The sequence below is a fragment of the Paraburkholderia sp. genome, from assembly GCF_026225065.1.
In the GTDB taxonomy this organism is placed as follows: domain Bacteria; phylum Pseudomonadota; class Gammaproteobacteria; order Burkholderiales; family Burkholderiaceae; genus Paraburkholderia.
The window spans coordinates 23,002-41,525 of record NZ_JAMFSB010000149.1 but is presented as its reverse complement, the minus strand read 5'-3'; the positions used below and the strand labels follow the sequence as shown (position 1 = coordinate 41,525).

At 62.7% G+C, this 18,524-nt stretch carries 16 protein-coding genes and 1 tRNA gene; 4 read left to right on the top strand and 13 right to left on the bottom strand.

Going from position 1 to position 18,524, the window contains the following annotated elements; translation table 11 throughout:
- From M0954_RS11635 to M0954_RS11605, 7 genes are all read right to left on the bottom strand, one after another.
- Positions 1 to 766, bottom strand: a 766-nt coding sequence (locus M0954_RS11635) for a TGS domain-containing protein (protein WP_297353315.1), incomplete at its 3' end; no start/stop codon positions are given.
- Positions 767 to 1,016: 250 nt separating this feature from the next.
- Positions 1,017 to 1,093, bottom strand: a tRNA-Val gene (locus tag M0954_RS11630).
- A gap of 131 nt (positions 1,094 to 1,224) precedes the next feature.
- Positions 1,225 to 3,468 carry a bifunctional (p)ppGpp synthetase/guanosine-3',5'-bis(diphosphate) 3'-pyrophosphohydrolase gene (locus tag M0954_RS11625; RefSeq protein ID WP_297353313.1) on the bottom strand — a complete coding sequence of 748 codons (2,244 nt, stop codon included), beginning with the start codon at positions 3,466 to 3,468 and terminating at the stop codon, positions 1,225 to 1,227.
- Positions 3,469 to 3,531: 63 nt separating this feature from the next.
- Positions 3,532 to 3,885: a RidA family protein gene (locus M0954_RS11620; protein WP_297353311.1), complete on the bottom strand. Its 354-nt coding sequence runs from the start codon at positions 3,883 to 3,885 to the stop codon at positions 3,532 to 3,534.
- Positions 3,886 to 3,981: 96 nt separating this feature from the next.
- Positions 3,982 to 4,902, bottom strand: a complete 921-nt coding sequence (locus M0954_RS11615; protein WP_122151894.1) for an alpha/beta hydrolase — start codon at positions 4,900 to 4,902, stop codon at positions 3,982 to 3,984.
- A gap of 229 nt (positions 4,903 to 5,131) precedes the next feature.
- Positions 5,132 to 5,773 carry a CoA transferase subunit B gene (locus tag M0954_RS11610; RefSeq protein WP_297353309.1) on the bottom strand — a complete coding sequence of 214 codons (642 nt, stop codon included), beginning with the start codon at positions 5,771 to 5,773 and terminating at the stop codon, positions 5,132 to 5,134.
- 2 nt (positions 5,774 to 5,775) lie between these two features.
- Positions 5,776 to 6,480: a CoA transferase subunit A gene (locus M0954_RS11605; RefSeq protein ID WP_122151896.1), complete on the bottom strand. Its 705-nt coding sequence runs from the start codon at positions 6,478 to 6,480 to the stop codon at positions 5,776 to 5,778.
- A gap of 277 nt (positions 6,481 to 6,757) precedes the next feature.
- Here M0954_RS11605 and M0954_RS11600 point away from each other — a divergent pair, with 277 nt between their 5' ends.
- Positions 6,758 to 7,303, top strand: coding sequence for a LuxR C-terminal-related transcriptional regulator (locus M0954_RS11600; protein ID WP_122151897.1), 546 nt, complete (start codon positions 6,758 to 6,760; stop codon positions 7,301 to 7,303).
- A gap of 102 nt (positions 7,304 to 7,405) precedes the next feature.
- Here M0954_RS11600 and M0954_RS11595 read toward each other — a convergent pair whose 3' ends face one another.
- Together M0954_RS11595 and M0954_RS11590 are read right to left on the bottom strand one after the other, a co-directional pair.
- Positions 7,406 to 7,837 (bottom strand): thioesterase family protein, encoded by a 432-nt coding sequence (locus M0954_RS11595; protein WP_122151898.1) that lies wholly within the window; start codon positions 7,835 to 7,837, stop codon positions 7,406 to 7,408.
- A gap of 57 nt (positions 7,838 to 7,894) precedes the next feature.
- Entirely contained in the window at positions 7,895 to 8,671 is a 777-nt protein-coding gene (locus tag M0954_RS11590) for an SDR family oxidoreductase (RefSeq protein ID WP_074263959.1), read from the bottom strand.
- Positions 8,672 to 8,881: 210 nt separating this feature from the next.
- Here M0954_RS11590 and M0954_RS11585 point away from each other — a divergent pair, with 210 nt between their 5' ends.
- Entirely contained in the window at positions 8,882 to 10,555 is a 1,674-nt protein-coding gene (locus M0954_RS11585) for an electron transfer flavoprotein-ubiquinone oxidoreductase (protein WP_297353307.1), read from the top strand.
- Between the two features lie 158 nt (positions 10,556 to 10,713).
- Here M0954_RS11585 and M0954_RS11580 read toward each other — a convergent pair whose 3' ends face one another.
- From M0954_RS11580 to M0954_RS11565, 4 genes are all read right to left on the bottom strand, one after another.
- Complete coding sequence (locus tag M0954_RS11580) at positions 10,714 to 12,189, bottom strand: tetratricopeptide repeat protein (RefSeq protein WP_297353305.1); 1,476 nt, start codon at positions 12,187 to 12,189, stop codon at positions 10,714 to 10,716.
- 42 nt (positions 12,190 to 12,231) lie between these two features.
- Positions 12,232 to 13,332, bottom strand: coding sequence for a chorismate synthase (gene aroC, locus M0954_RS11575; RefSeq protein WP_297353303.1), 1,101 nt, complete (start codon positions 13,330 to 13,332; stop codon positions 12,232 to 12,234).
- A gap of 158 nt (positions 13,333 to 13,490) precedes the next feature.
- A complete protein-coding gene (locus M0954_RS11570; protein ID WP_297353301.1) occupies positions 13,491 to 15,428 on the bottom strand; it encodes an MFS transporter in 1,938 nt (645 codons plus the stop codon).
- 143 nt (positions 15,429 to 15,571) lie between these two features.
- Positions 15,572 to 16,027, bottom strand: coding sequence for a CBS domain-containing protein (locus tag M0954_RS11565; protein WP_074263954.1), 456 nt, complete (start codon positions 16,025 to 16,027; stop codon positions 15,572 to 15,574).
- Positions 16,028 to 16,297: 270 nt separating this feature from the next.
- On the opposite strand from M0954_RS11565, the gene M0954_RS11560 reads away from it, so the two are divergent.
- Both M0954_RS11560 and M0954_RS11555 read left to right on the top strand, forming a co-directional pair.
- Complete coding sequence (locus M0954_RS11560) at positions 16,298 to 17,665, top strand: O-acetylhomoserine aminocarboxypropyltransferase (RefSeq protein ID WP_133892126.1); 1,368 nt, start codon at positions 16,298 to 16,300, stop codon at positions 17,663 to 17,665.
- On the top strand, positions 17,662 to 18,495 hold the full coding sequence (locus tag M0954_RS11555; protein ID WP_297353300.1) for an alpha/beta hydrolase: 834 nt from the start codon (positions 17,662 to 17,664) through the stop codon (positions 18,493 to 18,495). The genes M0954_RS11560 and M0954_RS11555 overlap by 4 nt, the downstream gene beginning before the upstream one ends.
- The last annotated feature ends 29 nt before the right edge of the window (positions 18,496 to 18,524 follow it).

The window sequence follows — 18,524 nt, the reverse complement described above, 5'->3', positions numbered from 1 at the left end:
GCAGATGGAACAGGTCGAGTTGCTTGGCGAGCTTGCGGTGATCGCGCTTCTCGGCTTCCTCGAGCATGTGCAGGTACGCTTCCTGGTCTTCCTTCTTGGTCCAGGCCGTGCCGTAGATACGCTGCAGCTGTTCGTTCTTCGAGTCGCCGCGCCAATAGGCGCCCGCGACTTTCATCAGCTTGAAGACCTTCAGCTTGCCGGTGGACGGCACGTGCGGGCCGCGGCACAGATCCGTGAAGCCGCCGTGCGAGTACAGCTTGATTTCGTCGGTCGAGGGAATCGACTCGATGATCTCGGCCTTGTACTTTTCGCCGATGCTCTTGAAGTAGTCCACCGCTTCGTCGCGCGACACCACGCGACGCGAAACCGGCTCGTCTTTCTTCGCCAGTTCCTGCATGCGCTTTTCGATCTTCTCGAGATCTTCCGGCGTGAAAGGACGGTTGTACGCGAAGTCGTAGTAGAAGCCGTTGTCGATCACCGGGCCGATCGTCACCTGAGCTTCCGGGTACAGGTCTTTCACCGCGTACGCGAGCAAGTGCGCCGTGGAGTGGCGAATGATGTCGAGGCCATCGGCGTCTTTTTCCGTGACGATCGCGAGCGACGCATCGTGATCGATCAGCGCGGAAGTATCGACCAGCTCACCATCGATCTTGCCGCCGAGCGCGGCTTTCGCGAGGCCAGGACCGATCGACGCGGCCACTTCCGCGACCGTCACCGGATGCTCGTATTGACGAACAGAACCGTCAGGCAGACGTATCGAAACCATTGCGTTCTCCGAAATGCCGACCGGCGGCGGCACATACAACCATCAAATAAGCCCAAAAAAAATGCGGCCCCGCTTTCGAGGGGCCGCATTCACATTTCCTGCAAACTACATTGGCGAAAGTGGTCCTCGACTAGCGTCGCTCCGAAGTGGTTTCGGTCAACGTTCGCGGTGTCATAACCGTATTCGCCTTTTGCGCCAAGGCGCTTACTGCAGCTTGCGAAACCCCGGCAAACCGGAATTTCTCTTTCGTTGGTAGGCTCGATTGGACTCGAACCAACGACCCCCACCATGTCAAGGTGGTGCTCTAACCAGCTGAGCTACGAGCCTGAAGAAACGAGATTATATGGAGCGCCACATCACTTGGCAAGTACTTTTGTACACCGACACTGAAAAACCCCTGCGGCCGTTTCCGCGCGTGTGAATGACGGCACGCGGCCCCGCGGGCATCAAACCTTGCGTCAACTTTTGCGACCCGCCCTCAACACGCCTGTGACCTCGCCAAGCAGCGAACAAGCACGCTGAATCTGCGCAGCGCTCGACACCTCGACCGTGAATTGCATGAAAGCGGCGTTACGACGCGTCTGTGTCTTCACGCCGATCACGTTCATCTTCTCGCGCGCAAACACTTCGGAGATATCGCGCAGCAGACCTTGACGATCCGTCGCGTCGATCGTCAGGTCCACTGGGTACACCGACTGTCCGCGACCGTTCATCACGTCGGCGGACCACGCAGTTTCAAGTACACGTTCGGGCGCGCGCTCGGCCATGCGCAGGAACGTCGGGCAATCGCTGCGGTGGATCGACATGCCCTTGCCGCGCGTGACAAAACCACTGATGCCATCAGGCGGCGCCGGACGGCAGCAACGTGCAAGCTGCGTGAGCAACGCGTCGACACCGACCACCAGTACGCCCGTCGATGCACCATGCGCCACGCTCGAGCCGCTGCTGCGCTTCTCGAACTGCTCGGGTACTTCGACCTCCGGTTCGGGCGGTGGCGCATCCTGCAGTGCCTGCTCGACATGACGCAGGCTGAACTCTTCCTTGCCGACCACCGAGAACAGGTCTTCAGTGGCCTTGAAGCCGAGCTTCGCCGCAAGCTGATCGAGATTGACCGAGGTCTTGCCTTCGCGCTGCAACGTCTTTTCGACCATCGCCCGACCGGTGGCGATGGTCTCCTGATACTCGACCGCGTTGAACCATGCGCGCACCTTCTGCCGTGCACGCGGGCTATGCAGATAGCCAAGCTGCGGGTTGAGCCAGTCGCGTGACGGACCGCCCTCTTTCACCGCGACGATCTCAACCGTCTGACCGTTCTGCAATGCCGTGTTGAGCGGCACCATCGCGCCATCGACGCGCGCACCGCGGCAACGATGGCCCAACTCGCTATGCAGGTGATAAGCAAAGTCGAGCGGAGTCGCGCCTTGCGGCAACGGAATCACGCGTGCCTGCGGCGTCAGCACATAGATGTGGTCGTCGTCGAAAGTGGCCTGACGCAGTTGTTCCCACGGCTGCGCCGCGCGCTTTTCGCCATGCTCGCCCTCGGACACTTCGTCCTTCCACGCCAGCAACTGACGCAACCACGCAATCTTCTCGTCGTACTTCTCGCTCGCCGTGACCTGGCCGCCATAACCGCGCGCGCCGGCTTCCTTGTAGCGCCAGTGGGCCGCTACGCCGTATTCGGCAAACTGATGCATCTCCTGGGTACGGATCTGCACTTCGAACGCACGCCCGTCATCGCCGACAACCACCGTATGCAACGACTTGTAGCCGTTCGGCTTCGGACGCGAGATGTAATCGTCGAATTCCTTCGGCACCGGTTGCCACAGGTTGTGCACCATACCGAGCACGGTGTAGCAGTCCTTGATGTCCGGTACGATCACGCGAAACGCGCGCACATCGTAGAGCTCGGAGAAATCGAGATCCTTGCCGCGCATCTTGCGCCAGATGCTGTAGATGTGCTTTGGCCGCCCGCTGACTTCGGCGCGAATATGTGCGGCAGCCAATTCCTCCTGCAAGCGTGCGATGGCAGCGGCCACATAGCTTTCACGCTCCACGCGTTTCTCGTCGAGCAGCTTCGCGATACGCTTGTACGTAGCAGGCTCTTCGAAGCGCAGCGCGAGGTCTTCGAGCTCCCACTTCACTTGCCAGATACCGAGACGGTTCGCGAGCGGCGCGTAAATATCGAGCGTCTCGCGCGCCACGTCAGGCGATGGCGTCATCTTGTTCGCTGCGTAGTAACGCATTGACTGCAATCGCGACGCGAGCCGGATCAGTACGACACGAATGTCCTGCGCGAATGCGAGCAGCATCTTACGCAGTGCCTCGACCTGCGCACGCCGCGCCGCCTGAGCGTCGCGCCCCGCTTCGGGAATGGCGTTCTGCGCCGCGCGCAGACTGACGGTGCCCAGACGCAGCAGCTTGCGCACGTCGCTTACGAGTTGCGCAACCTCTTCGCCGAAGTTGTCGGCAATCACGCGCTCCGGATCCTGCAGATGCGGTGTCAGTGCGAACAGAGCCGCCGCCAGCACCGCCGGTGGGTCGACATTGAGCGTACGCATGATCGCCGCAGTGCCTGCTGCGTGATCGGCCAGCAATTCGCCCGACGACAGCCGCACTTCGCCCGCGTGCTCCCGCACGAACGCCATTGCCTCTTCGAAGGAAGGCAGCGGAATCGGCACGGTCGTAACGGTATCGGTATTCATGGTGCGACAGCCCAACGGGCCAGACGGATCAACAGGGATTCAACAACGGTTCCGGGTGCAGACTTAGCCGCGCTGCGCGGCCACGACAACCACTTCAACGAGGCACTTCGGGTTCGCAAGCTTCGCTTCGACCGTCGCGCGCGGCGGCGTGGCGTCCTGCTCAACCCACTCGTCCCACACCGCGTTCATGCCGGCGAAGTGAACCATGTCCGAGATGTAAATCTGCACCGACAGCAGATGCGACTTGTCGCTATTCACTTCAGCGAGCAGACGGTCGATATGGCCAAGCACTTCACGGGTCTGGCCGGTGATGTCCTGATCTGCGTCCTCGGCGATCTGGCCGGCGAGGTACACGGTGCCGTTATGCACGGCGATTTCGGAGAGCCGCTTGCCGACGTGGTGACGGATGACTGCCATGAAGATTCCTGATGATGGTTAAGATTGAACAATGCGGTTGAACGATCACACGTTCCGCGACACGTCCCTCGAAGAGGCGCGCCGCACAACCCCATATTATGACGCGTCAGCGCCAGGCCCGATAAAGAAGCGGCGCGCAATCCCGATCTGCTCGGCACTGAGAAACGCTGGCGCATGGCCCACACCGGGGATTTCCACGCTCGACACCGCGTTGCCCTCGGCAACCATCTTCTCGACCGTTTCACGCGACAGCAGGTCCGATTTTTCTCCGCGCACCACCAGCACCGGCCCTTGAATCGCCTTTAGCGCGCCCCACAACGCAACCTCCCCGGCCGCGGCCATTTCGTCTGTAATGGCAGCGAACGGCTGGGCGATGCGGGGGTCGTAGCGGAAATACCAGGCGCCGTCGCGCTCCTGCAGCAGCGGCGTGTTGATCTCGCGCCATTCTTCCGGGGTCAGCGGTCCGAACGATTGCGCCAGCAACGCAGCGTAATCGATGCCCTGCTGCAGCGTTTCGAACTGCACGGGCTTGCCGAGATAATCGCCGATTCGCTTCACCGCGGCCGGCTCGAGGTGTGGCCCGACGTCGTTCAGCAACAGCTTCTCGATCGGCGATCCCGGCAGGCCTCCGAGACCCAGCCCGATCAGACCACCCATTGAGGTGCCGAACCAGTCCACCTTTTCCACGTCGAGCCGCGCGATCAGCGTGACCATGTCCGCAACGTAGTGTGGCACGGAGTAGTAGTTGGGGACGTTCAGCCACGATGAAAGACCGCGGCCGACCACATCCGGACAAATGACGCGGTACGTGTCCGCGAACGAAGCCGCCAGCCGGTCGAAGTCGCGCCCTGAGCGCGTGAGACCATGCACGCACACCAGCACCCGCGGATTCGCGGGGTCCCCCCATTCCGTGTAGGCGACGCGATGCAAGCCTCCGGGGCTCGCGCACTGCACGAAACGTTGACGGGGCGTGGCCGTGCCGGCGGCAGTATGCAAAGCGGGAGACGTGACAGTCATCAGATTTCCTTGGCGAGCACGAACTAGTGAAGACGATTGTAAACCGCTTTGCCGTGTGCCAAGGATCATCCGGAAGACATAGGCAAATGCTCAAACCAAGGCCCAAAACAAAGCGGGCGAAGACTCAACCAGTCTCGCCCGCTTTGCGGCATTCTTCGCACCGGTCGAGCTGCAGCGGCCCTCAACTACGCCGCCGCTTCCGCTCAACCGTGCCTTACACCCCGTCCCATCAGCTCACAGCGCTCACATCGAGCGGCGCACCGGTCTTGGCCTTGATCTCATCCGCCGTCACGCCCGGCGCCAGTTCCGTCAGCTTCAGACCATCCGCTGTCACTTCGATCACGCCGAGGTCGGTAATGATCTGATCAACCACGCCCACGCCCGTCAATGGCAACGTGCATTCTTCGAGGATCTTGTGCTGGTCGCCCTTCGCGACGTGTTCCATCAGCACGACGACGCGCTTGACGCCCGCCACCAGATCCATCGCACCGCCCATGCCCTTGATCATCTTGCCCGGGATCATCCAGTTCGCCAGATCGCCCGTCTTGCTGATCTGCATGGCGCCCAGAATGGCGAGGTTGATGTGGCCGCCACGAATCATCGCAAACGAGTCCGCCGACGAGAAAATCGACGAACCCGGCAACGTCGTCACCGTCTGCTTGCCGGCGTTGATCAGATCGGCATCCACCTCCTCTTCGGTCGGCGACGGGCCAATGCCGAGCAGGCCGTTTTCCGACTGCAGCCACACTTCGACGCCTGCCGGCACGTGGTTCGCCACCAGCGTCGGCAAGCCGATGCCGAGGTTCACATAGAAGCCGTCCTGCAGTTCCTTCGCCGCGCGCGCGGCCATTTCGTCACGAGTCCATGCCATGATTACGCTCCTTTCGCGCGGACGATGCGTTGTTCGATGCGTTTCTCCGGATGCGCATTGAGCACAATGCGCTGCACGAAGATGCCCGGCGTATGGATGGCGTCCGGATCGAGCTCGCCCACTTCCACGATTTCCTCGACCTCCACCACCGTGATCTTGCCCGCCATCGCGCACATCGGGTTGAAGTTGCGCGCGGTGCGGCGATAGATCAGGTTGCCCGACTTGTCGGCCTTCCACGCCTTGACGAGCGCGACGTCGGCCGTCAGCGAATGTTCGAGCACGTAATGGTTCTCGCCGAACTGGCGGGTTTCCTTGCCTTCGGCGATCAGCGTCCCGTAGCCCGTATTGGTGAAGAACGCCGGAATGCCCGAGCCGCCCGCGCGCAGCTTTTCGGCGAGCGTGCCTTGCGGCGTGAATTCGAGCTCGAGTTCGCCGGCCAGGTACTGGCGTTCGAACTCCTTGTTTTCGCCCACATACGACGAGATCATCTTCTTGACCTGGCGTGTTTCGAGCAGCAGGCCAAGGCCGAAACCGTCGACACCGGCGTTGTTGCTGATGCAGGTGATGCCTTTGACCGCCGAATCGCGCAGCGCCGCGATCAGCGCCTCAGGGATGCCGCACAGGCCAAAGCCGCCGACGGCGAACGTCTGGCCGTCCTTGACGATGTCCTTGAGCGCGGTAGCCGCGTCTGGATAGACCTTGTTCATCAGTGTGTCCCTTCCTTTATGGAAACCCGAAAATCCGGTACACCGGCCGCCGGATCGGTGCGATGCGTGGTGATGCGGGGCGAGCCCAGAACGTCATTCTAGTCATCCGCAGCCGGCCTTGCGTCGACATTGCCCAGCCGACGCGGCAGACCCTTCACCCGCGGCTTCGCTGCAGCCGTGTGATTTGCCCGAAAGGGTACGATGCTCGCGCCATACGGCACAATACGCAAAAATACATAAGTGATTGTCCGCTTTCGCACCTGCTTTCGCACCTTTCATGCCCGCACTGGATTACCAAACCGCCTTCCATCTTGCGCCGATCGGCCTCGTGCTGTCGCGCGAGCGCTTCATTGAAGACTGCAACGACCAGTTGGCGTCGATCTTCGGCTGTCCGCGCGAGTCGCTGCTGGGGCAGTCGTTTCAGGTGCTGTACCCATCGGCGGACGAGTTCGAGCGGATCGGCACACGCATTCCGCCCATCATGACCGCGCACGGCAGCTACGCCGACGACCGGATCATGAGGCGCGCCAATGGAGAATTATTCTGGTGTCACGTGACGGGCCGCTCGCTCGAGCGCGCTAACCCGCATGCTGCGGGCGTGTGGACTTTTGAGGACCTGAGCGCGACGCGGCGGGTCGCTATCGAGCTGACGCCGCGCGAGCGGGAAATCGCAGCCCAACTCGTGACTGGCAAGACCAGCAAGCAGATCGGCCGGGTGCTGGACATCAGCTCACGCACGGTGGATGTCTACCGGGCGCGACTGATGCGTAAATACGGTACGGGCAATGCGACGGAGCTGCTGCAGAGGCTGCTCGGGCATTGACGATTGCGAAAGAGCTTGCGGCAAGTTCGCTGCATAGAGTCGCACTCCATGGAACCAGAGTAATTCACTAAAGCGCGAACGCTGGTCGACGGCAGGACCACCTCAAGCCGGCTTGACGAGCACCGCGTTTTCGATAGTCGAGCGCAGCAGGTCGGGAATCGGCGCCGACTTGCCCGCCGCGTAGTCGATCCACACGCAACGCGCGGCGCCCCGTGCATAGACGGTCGACGGATCGTCGGCCCGCGTCAGTTCGAAGCCGGTATCGAAACTGCTGCGGCCGGGCGTGCCGACCGACATCCGGCCAATCACGTCGCCGGGGTAATGGAGTTGCTTGAGGAATTCCATCGACGCGTTGACGATTACCGGTCCCTGCCCTTCTTCATTGCCGCCGAGAATACCCAGTTGCTCGAACCACGAAATCCGTACCTGCTCCATGTAACGGAAATAGACCGTGTTGTTCACATGGCCGAATGCGTCCATGTCGCCCCAACGGATCGGCATGGACATTTCAAAAACTGGGTGGTGTTCGCTCATCGTACTTCTTCTACAGGTTGAAACGGCGCGCCGTTTTTAGGCTCAACTCAGGCTCAATCAGGAAAGTCCAAAGCCGTCGTCCGCGGAAATGATCGAGCCGTTGATGAATTGCGATTCGTCAGCGGCCAGCAACAGCAGCAAGCCGTCGAGATCTTCAGGTTGACCGACACGGTGACGCGGCAACATCGAAACCAGCTTCTGCCCCTGGTCAGTCGACCAGTGGTGATGATTGATTTCGGTGTCGATATAGCCCGGACAGATCGCGTTCACATTGATACCGTGACGCCCCCATTCCTGCGCCATCGCCTTCGTCATATGAACGACCGCGGCCTTGCTCATGGAGTACAGGCCGATCTGCGGCAACACACGCAGACCCGCCACCGACGCGATATTGATGATGCGGTACGACGGCTTCTGGCCGCCGTTGCCGCGCATGATCATGCGCTTGGCGACTTCCTGGGCCACGAAGAACGCGCCGCGGGTGTTCGTGTCGAACACGTATTCGAAATCGGCGGGCGTGACTTCCGCGAGCTTCTGCGTGGTCGACACGCCCGAGTTGTTCACCAGAATATCGATGGTGCCCGCTTCCGTCTCGGCATGCGCCACGGCGGACTTGATGCTCTGGTAATCGGTCACGTCGAGCGACACCACGTGCGCAGCACCGCCGGAGGCTTCGATTTCGGCGCGCAATTCTTTCAGGCGTTCGGTGCGGCGGCTGGCCAGCACGACCTTCGCGCCGGCCTGCGACAGCACCTGAGCGAAGCGTTTGCCCAGCCCGCTCGAGGCGCCCGTAATCAGCGCAACCTTGCCTTCCAGATTGATCGAACGGCCCATTGTGTTTACCTTGTTCGGTTGGGGTTACACGCGCGGCGAGGCCGCGAAAGTTCGTGAATACCTGGGGCATACCCGATGAAACCCCGGGTCGCTACCGTATCACATAAATAGAACGATCGTGCTAATCTTTATTCATTGGGTTGCGGCGCCGGAACCGTTCGCCCACAATACGATCCCGAAAAAAGCATTCTAACGGTAAGAGGAGCATCAATGACCCCCGCAAGTCTCATTGAGCAGTATGGCCCGCGCGAGTCGATGGAATACGACGTGGTGATCGTCGGCGGCGGCCCCGCCGGCCTGTCCGCGGCGATCCGTCTGAAGCAGCTGGCAGCGGAGAAAGGCGTCGAAATCGGCGTCTGCGTACTGGAAAAGGGCTCGGAGATCGGGGCGCACATCCTCTCCGGCGCGGTCATGGACCCTCGCGCGCTGAACGAACTGATCCCCGACTGGAAGGAAAAAGGCGCGCCTTTAGACGTTGAGGTGACTGAGGACCGCTTCCTGTTCCTCTCCGCGACCGGCTCGAAGAACGTGCCGAACTGGGCGCTGCCTGACAACTTCAAGAATCACGGCAACTACGTCATCAGCCTTGCGAACGTCACGCGCTGGCTGGGCCAGCAGGCCGAGGCGCTGGGCGTCGAGATTTTCCCGGGCTTTCCGGCAGCCGAGGTCCTGTATAACGACGACGGCTCGGTCAAGGGTGTCGCCACCGGCAACCTGGGCATCGGCAAGGACGGCCAGCCGACCGAGAACTTCCAGCTCGGCATGGAACTACATGCCAAATACACCTTGTTCTGCGAAGGCGCGCGCGGCCACCTGGGCCGCCAGCTGAGCGATAAATTCAAACTGCGCGACGGCGCCGATCCGCAGGTCTACGGTATCGGCATCAAGGAACTGTGGGAAATCGATCCAGCGAAGCACAAGCCAGGTCTGGTGATCCATACGGCCGGCTGGCCGCTGGAGTCGGACACCTACGGCGGCTCGTTCCTCTATCACCTGGACAACAACCAGGTGATGGTCGGCTTCGTGGTGGGTCTCGGTTATACCAATCCCTACCTGTCGCCGTTCGAGGAATTCCAGCGCTACAAGACGCACCCGTCGATCCGCGCGTTCCTCGACGGCGGCAAGCGTGTGTCGTATGGCGCTCGTGCGATCACCGCCGGCGGCCTGCTGTCGCTGCCGAAGCTGGTGTTCCCTGGCGGCGCGCTGGTAGGCGACGACGCGGGCTTCCTGAACGCCTCGCGCATCAAGGGTTCGCACGCCGCGATCAAGACCGGCATGCTGGCCGCCGATGCCGCGTTCGATGCCGTGCAAGCCGGCCGCACGAGCGATGAACTCACGGCGTATCCGGAAGCGTTCAAGACCTCGTGGCTGCACAACGAGTTGTACCGCGCACGCAACTTCAAGCAGTGGATGAGCAAGGGCCTTTACCTTGGCACACTGATGGTGGGCATCGAGCAGAAGCTGCTGAGCGGCAATGTGCCGTGGACGCTGCACCACCAGCATTGGGACCACGAGATGCTGAAACCGGCGTCGCAGTGCAAGCCGATCGTGTACCCGAAGCCAGATGGCAAGCTGACGTTCGACCGGCTGTCCTCGGTGTTCATCTCGAACACCAATCACGAGGAGAACCAGCCGGCTCACCTGACGCTGAAAGATCCGAGCGTACCGGTGAACGTGAACCTGAGCACGTATGCGGGGCCGGAATCGCGATATTGCCCGGCAGCGGTGTATGAGTTCGTGAAGAACGACGACGGCAGCGAACGTCTGGTGATCAATGCGCAGAACTGCGTGCACTGCAAGACCTGCGATATCAAGGACCCGACGCAGAATATCGTGTGGGTCACGCCGGAAGGTGGCGGTGGGCCGAACTATCCGAATATGTGACGCGGGGTGTTGGCGCTGGGGTGGTCGCGCCGGGTGTTAGCACATTAGCGCAGGGTCACAGGACGCGAAAGCGCCGCTCTCCATGATGGATGAGCGGCGCTTTTTTTCGTCTGTCGGGATTGGGTTTTGCTGAAACGCCGCGACGTTGCCGCATTGGCTCAACGCCCTGCCAGCCCCGCCAGTCTCTCGCGCACGCTCGCCAGCACAGGCGCCCACGCACCGATCGCCGGCTGACGAAACAGCTCGACCGAGTCATACCAAGGTGTGCGCTGGGTTTGATCGCCCCAGAACCACGCCGACACATGATCGATCATCAGACACGTCGGCACACCAAGCGCGCCGGCTAGATGAGCGGGGCCGCTGTCGATAGTCACGACGAGATCCAGATTGGCAAGCAGCGCAGCGACGTCATCGAAACCGGCCTCGAAATGCGCCGTGGGATCGACCATCTGGATGCCCTGCGCGCGCCATTGCTCGACCGTAGCAGATCGCCCCGGCGACAGCGCGAACCAGGTGATGCCTGGTACCGTCAGAAGCGGCTCCAGTTGGTCGACCGGCACGGAGCGCCGGGCGTCACGAATGTGCTGCGGATTGCCGTTCCACACCAACCCGACTTTTGGCCCACTATTCACCGCCGTCTGTGCGATGCGCGTGCGCCACAGCTGGGCGCGCGCCGGATCGGCATTCAGATAGGGGCGGCCCCATCCTGACGGATCGAAGACACCGAGCCGCAACGGCACGCTCATCAGCCCACAGTGGAAATCGGGCTGGGTGACAAGGCTGGTTTCGAGCGCCACGTCGGCGGGCAGCATCCGTTCGAACAGATGCCGCAGCGGCCCGTCGTGACCGAAGATCACCCGGCCGCCCTCGCGTCGCGCCCGCTCAGCGAGCAGCGGCAAAAAGCGCACGGCCCAGAGGCAATCGCCGTTGCCTTGCTCGCCGTAGACGACCAACGTCTTGCCGGCGAGCGACTCGCCCTGCCAGTAGCGGCTGGCCTCGGCGAGCGCCAGGTGGGCGTCGTTCAGGTCGTCCCCAAATGCGACGCGCGATTCGTAATTCACCCAACCATCGGCATAGCGGCTGGAGCGTATTTCCAGCTCCGACAGATCGAACGTCGCATGTGCGTTGTTCGGCGACAGCTCAAGCACATGCCGCAACAGGGCTTCGGCTTCGGCAAAGCGAGCCTGTTCCTTGATGCACAACGCGAGCTTGTGCAGCGCGACCGGATTGCCCGGCACCACCCGCACGGCCTCGCACAACAGACGCTCGGCTTCATCGAAATCGTCGCGTTGCTGGATGGCGGCGGCGCGCCAGACGAGCGCGTTGGCATCTTCGGCGTTGCGCGCAAGCAGCAACGACGTGGCCGAGTCGACCAGAGGCCAGTCGCGCACCATAAATCCGGTTTGAGCAATGGTGTGAAGCAGCGTCGGATCGCAAGCGGGATCGAGTTGATAGGCCTGCACCAGTGCGGCAAGGGCTTCGCGCTGCTGGTCCCGGTTACGCCCCGCCGTCTGCAGCAAGGCCTGGCCGAACGCGAGCCAGTCCGTGGCGTGGGCCTGCGGCATGGCGACTCGCGCGCGTAACGGCGACAGCGCGTCCGCGCCGTCAGCTGCCGGGAGATTCGGGTCGATCATCGGGGGATTCAGACAGAGGCGGCAAGCTGCGCGGAACGCGACTTACGGCGCGCTCGCCGCGATCTTCGGCGTAGTGACGACCACATCGCCACACTGCGCGCGATGGCGCAGCGCATGATCGATCAGCACTAGCGCCAGCATCGACTCAGCAATCGGCGTGGCACGAATGCCGACGCACGGATCGTGGCGCCCAAAGGTCTCGACAATGGCCGGTTGCCCAGCCTTGTCGATGGAGCGCCGCGGTGTGCGTATGCTCGAGGTCGGCTTAATGGCGATCGACACCGTAATGTCCTGCCCCGTCGAAATCCCGCCGAGCACGCCGCCCGCGTGATTGCCGACAAAGCCTTCAGGGGTCAGCTCGTCGCCATGCACAGAGCCGCGTTGAGCGACGCTGGCAAAGCCCGCGCCGATCTCGACGGCCTTCACCGCATTGATGCCCATCATGGCATGCGCAATATCGGCATCGAGACGGTCGAACAGTGGCTCGCCAAGCCCGACCGGCACGCCCGAGGCGACCACGTTGATACGCGCGCCGATCGAATCGCCATCCTTGCGCAGCGCGTCCATGTACTCTTCGAGCTGCGGCACCACTTCGACATTCGCCGCGAAGAACGGGTTTTCGCGCACGTGCGACCAGTCGACGAACGGCACCTCGATCTCACCGAGCGTCGCCATATAGCCGCGAATCTCGGTGCCGAAGTGCTCGCGCAGCCACTTCTTGGCTACCGCGCCAGCGGCGACGGTAGGCGCCGTCAGACGCGCCGACGAACGGCCGCCGCCGCGATAGTCGCGAATACCGAATTTCTGCCAGTAGGTGTAATCGGCATGGCCCGGACGGAACGTATCCGCGATGTTGCCGTAATCCTTGCTGCGCTGGTCCGTGTTGCGGATCAGGAGCGCAATCGGCGCGCCGGTCGTCACGCCTTCGAACACGCCCGACAGGATCTCGACCTTGTCCTCTTCCTTGCGCTGCGTCACGTGGCGCGAGGTGCCCGGCTTGCGACGGTCCAGTTCAAGCTGGATATCGTCTTCAACGAGCGTCATTCCCGGCGGGCAACCGTCGATCACACAACCGATAGCGGGACCATGAGATTCGCCGAAGGTCGTGACAGTGAAAAGCGTACCAAGCGTATTGCCGGACATGAGCGTCGTCCAAAGAGATGCGGGGAAGCCGCTATTATGCCAGCCCGCCTCACGGCGAGGGCCACGCCCGACAGGCGTTGGCCGAACGGACAAGTCGCGTTTGGCCCTCGCAGGTCGCCGCGCGCTAGCGAGGCGAGGTACAGCGAGCGGCAACCCCGCTACTTCCGCGCCCCGCGCAACTCCGTCACGATCTGCTGCAGCCCTTCTGGCGTCGCCTGTGACGGATCGAGCGGCTCGCCAACCGCCAGCGTCAGCCGGCTCATCACACCTTTTTGCACCGGTCGCGGCCAGCGCGTCTCGCCGGCACGTGAAAAGACACTGCCCCACAGCCCGCGCAGGGCCATCGGCACCACCGGCGCCGGCGTGCGGCGAATGATCTCGGTCACACCGTGACGGAACGGGTTCAGATCACCGGTCCTGGTCAGCTTGCCTTCGGGGAAAATGCACACCAGGTCGCCCTCAGCGAGCGCCCGCGCACAGGTTTCATAGGCCCGCGTCAGCATTTCGGGGTTCTCGTGCGACGGTGCGATCGGAATCGCCTTCGCGTGACGGAACACCCACCCGGCGAACGGCGACTTGAAGATGTGGTGATCCATCACGAAACGGATCGGACGCGGGCTTTCGGCCATGATGACGATCGCATCCACGTAGCTCACGTGATTGCAGACGAGCACCGCCGCGCCCTCTTCCGGAATGTGCTCGGCATGCACGAGCCGGATCCGGTAGAACGTGTGCACCAGCATCCATGCGATAAAGCGCAGCAGGAATTCGGGCACCAGCGAATAGATATAGGTGGCCACCACGATGTTGAGCAGCGCGGTCACGAGGAATAGACCCGGAATGCTGACGCCCGCGGAGGTCAAGGCGATCGCCATCAGCGCCGAGACGATCATGAACAGCGAATTGAGGATATTGTTTGCCGCGATGATGCGCGCGCGGTGGCTCGGCCGGCTGCGGCTCTGGATCAGTGCATACAGCGGCACGCTATAGAGGCCGCCGAACATGGCGAGCAGGAACAGATCGGCAAGCACGCGCCAGTTGGCGGGCATTGTGAGGAATTCGCCGACGCTCAGCAAATGCCCCGCTGGCGGCAGCGCGTGACTCGCGAAGAACAGGTCGATTGCAAACACGCTCATACCAATCGACCCGAGCGGTACGAGCCCGATTTCAATGCGTCGTTTCGAGAGCCGTTCGCACATCAGCGAACCGAATCCAATGCCGATCGAAAACGTGCCGAGCAGCACGGTCACGACATCGGGATTGGCCGACAGCACGTCCTTCGCAAAGTTGAAAAACGACGACAGAAACGTCGCGCCGACAAACCACAGCCATGAAATCCCGAGCAGGCTCAGAAACACCGTACGGTTTTCGTGCGCGATCTTCAGATTGCGCCACGTTTCGCTGACCGGATTCCAGTTGATCTGCAGATCGGGCTGCGGCGCCGGCGTAGCGGGCACGAACACGGACACGGCGCGCCCCACCAGTGCTATCCCGACGCAGGCGCAGGCCAGCACCACGGCGCCGTGTTCGACGAAACCCGCTGCTTCCCCGCCGATAATCGTGCCGATCAGGATCGCGACGAAGGTGCCCATTTCGACCATGCCGTTGCCGCCGACCAGCTCGGTTTTCGCCAGATGCTGGGGCAGGTACGAATACTTGACCGGGCCGAACACGGTGGAATGGACACCCATCAGAAAGGTGCACAGATACAGAAGCGGCGCGCTGTGCAGCCAGAAGCCCGTGCCGCCGATCAGCATGACGGCGATTTCGAAGGTCTTCACAAAGCGCGTCAGCATCGCCTTGTCGTATTTGTCCGCAATCTGGCCGGAGGTAGCCGAGAGCAGCACGAACGGCAGGATGAAGATTGCCGAGATCAGGAACGCCGCGGTCTTCGCATCGACGCCGGAGAAACGCGCGGTCTGATACGTCACGAGCGACGTAAAGCCGATCTTGAACACGTTGTCGTTCATGGCGCCCAGGAACTGGGTCCAGAAAAACGGTGCAAAACGGCGCTCGCTGAGCAGGCGAAACTGGGATTCGTGCGCGTCGCTAGTGCGAGGTGCGCGGCGCGCGGCGGGTATCGGACGATCGCTCATGTAGTTGGGAAATAGGAGAAAGGACCGCGCGGATACAAAAAAGGCGCACGCTTTCGCGCACGCCCCTGGATCAATACCTCAGGCTTGTGGCAACTTGATGGCCGCTGCAGTCCGACCCGGCCAACATGGGCATCGCCGGACAATTAGCCCGTTTGCTGCTCCCGCTCTTCCGGCCAGTCGCGGATATAGGCCTTGAGCATGCGGTTTTCGAAGCCCTGCTCCTCGACCACGGCCTTTGCCACGTCGTAGAACGAGATCACGCCCATCAGCGTGCGGCTCTCCATGACCGGCAGATAGCGCACGTGGTGCTCGAGCATCATGCGGCGCACTTCGTTCACGTCCGTTTCCGGCGTGCACGTGAGCGGGTGGTCGTCCATGACCTTACGGATGGTTGCCGTACCCACGCTGCCGTGATGTTTGCTGAGCGTCAGGATGATTTCCCGGAACGTCAGCATGCCGACCAGATCGCCATATTCCATGACAACCAGCGAGCCGATGTCGTGCTCGGCCATCGCATTGACTGCGTCGAGCAGCGGCGTGTCCGGCGTGACGGTAAACAGGGTATTGCCCTTGACCTTGAGAATGTCGCTGACTCGCATGATTGTCTCCTTTGTCGACCGGGGTTCGCGCTGTGGCGCCGACTCGCGGTCCCATGCATGGTGATTGCAGAATCTGGTGAAGCCGTTAATACATGACTGATTTCGATCCTAGCGGAAAGGCCTGTAAAAGGAAAGCGGGCGCCGCACCAAGGCGGGACGGGCGTGGCAGCGCCCGACACCGGGAAAACCGGACTTGAAGCCGATAGTCCCGATGATACGATGCCTCCACCTTCACCCTTCGCGGAGCTGCCCGTGGCTCCGCCGCCCAGGATGTCCGCCAACCGTTTCGATACGCTCGCGCTGCATGCCGGCGCAGCCCCCGATCCCACGACCGGCGCGCGCGCCACGCCGATCTACCAGACCACCTCTTTCTCGTTTCGCGACACCGACCACGCCGCCGCCCTGTTCAACATGGAACGCGCCGGCCACGTGTATTCGCGGATTTCGAACCCGACCGTGGCCGTCTTCGAAGAGCGCGTCGCCGCACTGGAGAACGGCGCCGGCGCGATCGGCACGGCCAGCGGCCAGGCCGCGCTGCATCTGGCGATCGCCACGCTGATGGGGGCCGGCTCCCATATCGTCGCGTCTGGCGCCCTGTATGGCGGCTCGCACAATCTGCTGAATTACACGCTGCGCCGCTTCGGCATTGAGACGACCTTCGTCAAACCCGGCGATCTCGACGCCTGGCGCGCTGCGCTACGCCCGAACACCCGCCTGCTGTTCGGCGAAACGCTCGGCAATCCCGGGCTCGACGTGCTGGATATTGCTGCGGTCGCCGGAATCGCGCATAGCCACCGCGTACCGCTGCTGGTCGATTCGACCTTCACGACGCCGTACCTGCTCAGGCCCTTCGAGCATGGCGCGGATTTCGTCTACCACTCGGCGACCAAGTTCCTCGGCGGTCACGGCACCACCATCGGCGGCGTGCTGGTCGACGGCGGGACCTTCGACTTCGTCGCGTCCGGGCGCTTTCCCGAGTTCACCGAGCCGTATGAGGGTTTTCACGGCATGGTGTTCGCCGAGGAAAGCACCGTTGCACCCTTCCTGCTGCGCGCCCGCCGCGAGGGACTGCGCGACTTTGGCGCGTGCCTTCATCCGCAAGCCGCGTGGCAACTGCTGCAGGGGATCGAAACCCTGCCGCTGCGCATGGACCGGCACGTTTCGAACACCCGCAAGGTAGTCGAGTTTCTCGCTGCCCACGCCGCGGTTGAGTCTGTCGCGTATCCCGAACTGGACTCGCACCCGGATCACGCGCTCGCCATGCGCCTGCTGCCGCGCGGCGCCGGGGCCGTGTTCAGCTTCAACCTGCGCGGCGACCGTGCCGCCGGACGGCGCTTCATCGAGGCACTCTCGCTGTTCTCGCATCTGGCGAACGTCGGCGACGCCCGTTCGCTGGTGATCCATCCCGCCTCGACCACCCATTTCCGCATGGACGCCGCCGCACTCGCCGCGGCGGGCATTGCCGAGGGCACCATCCGCCTGTCGATCGGTCTCGAGGATCCGGACGATCTGATCGACGACCTCAAACGCGCGCTCAAGGCCGCGCAGAAGCCGGCCGGCGGGAGCGCCGCCAAACCGAAGGACACTCCCGAGGGCTCGGGCAACCCCAGCGGCAGCGCACCCAAGGAGTCCGCATGATCCTCGAGGCCCAGAACAAGGCAGCCTACGCTTACACCGGCGGCAAACCGTTTGACCCCAGCCTGCCTTGCGCCGCGTTCATCCATGGCGCCGAGCACGACCACAGCGTCTGGGCGTTGCAAACCCGCTACTTCGCGCATCACGGCTTCAGCGTGCTGGCCGTCGACTTACCCGGCCATCATCGGAGCGCCGGTCCAGCGCTCACCGACATCGCCTCCATGGCCGACTGGCTGGCCGCGCTGCTGGACGCTCCTGGCGTGGCGCGCGCTTGCGTGATTGGCCACAGCATGGGCTCGCTTGTCGCGCTTGAGTTTGCCGCGCGCTACCCGGAGCGTGCGAGCGGCGTCGCGCTGGTCGCCACTGCCGTGCCGATGGCCGTCTCCGACGCCCTGCTCGACGCCGCGCTCAACCGCGAGCCGGAGGCGATCGGTATGGTCAATCAATGGTCGCATTCGACGCTGGCCGCGAAACCATCGTGCCCCGGCCCGGGCTTCTGGCTGCATGGCATGAACCAGCGGCTGATGGAGCGGGTCTCGGCCAAAGGTGAACCGGGCCTCTTCCACACCGACTTCACGGCCTGCAACGCCTACGCCGATGGGCTTGCCCGCGCAGCCCAGGTGCGCTGCCCCGTCCAGCTGATCGTGGGACGGCGTGACGCCATGACGCCGCCGCGCGCCACGAAAGCGCTCGCCCAAGCGTTCGCACAAGCCGGCGCAACAGTCGACACGGTGATGCTCGACGCCGGCCACGCGCTGATGACCGAGCAACCGGATGCCACGCTGGACGCACTGTTCAGTTTTGCGTCGGGTCTTGGCGCTCAATCCGCATAAGTCGCGCAGTCCGCGCAATCGCTTCTGTA